This is a genomic window from Mycobacterium sp. NAZ190054, assembly GCF_001545925.1.
GTDB lineage: Bacteria > Actinomycetota > Actinomycetes > Mycobacteriales > Mycobacteriaceae > Mycobacterium.
In genome coordinates, this window is sequence record NZ_LMVQ01000484.1 from 1 (window position 1) to 963 (window position 963).

Genomic DNA, 963 nt, shown 5'->3' on the forward strand with positions numbered 1-963 from the left:
CCGCGCGAGCTCGTCGAACTGGCCGTCGCGGCCGAAGAGCACGGGATGGACAGTGCGACCGTCAGTGATCACTTCCAGCCGTGGCGGCACCAGGGCGGGCACGCACCGTTCTCGCTGGTCTGGATGACCGCGGTCGGGGAGCGCACCAGGCGGCTGCAGCTGGGCACGTCGGTGCTCACCCCGACGTTCCGCTACAACCCGGCCGTGATCGCCCAGGCGTTCGCCACCATGGGTTGTCTGTACCCGGGCCGCATCTTCCTCGGGGTGGGCACCGGTGAGGCGCTCAACGAGATCGCCACCGGCTACGAGGGTGAGTGGCCGGAGTTCAAGGAACGCTATGCGCGACTGCGCGAGTCGGTGCGGCTGATGCGCGAGCTGTGGCTGGGCGACCGGGTGGACTTCGCCGGCGACTACTACAAGACCAAGGGTGCCTCGATCTACGACGTGCCCGAGGGCGGCATCCCGATCTACATCGCCGCGGGCGGACCGCAGGTGGCCAAGTACGCCGGCCGCGCCGGTGACGGCTTCATCTGCACCTCCGGCAAGGGCGAGGAACTGTACAAGGACAAGCTCATCCCGGCCATGCGTGAGGGCGCCGAGGCGGCGGGCAAGAACCCCGACGACGTCGACCGGATGATCGAGATCAAGATCTCCTACGACACCGATCCGGAACTGGCGCTGGAGAACACCCGGTTCTGGGCGCCGCTGTCGCTGACCGCCGAGCAGAAGCACTCCATCGACGATCCGATCGAGATGGAGAAGGCCGCCGACGCGCTGCCCATCGAACAGGTCGCCAAGCGCTGGATCGTGGCCTCCGATCCCGACGAGGCGGTGGCCAAGGTCAAGGATTACGTGGACTGGGGGCTCAACCACCTGGTGTTCCACGCCCCCGGCCACGACCAGCGCCGCTTCCTGGAACTCTTCCAGCGCGACCTGGAACCGAGGCTGCGCAAGCTCGGCTGA

At 67.7% G+C, this 963-nt stretch carries 1 protein-coding gene; it reads left to right on the plus strand.

Annotation, left to right across the window (positions count from 1 at the left end; all coding sequences use genetic code 11):
* Positions 1-963 (plus strand): glucose-6-phosphate dehydrogenase (coenzyme-F420) (gene fgd / locus ASJ79_RS24705; protein ID WP_067961198.1); only part of this gene is annotated, 963 nt, incomplete at its 5' end.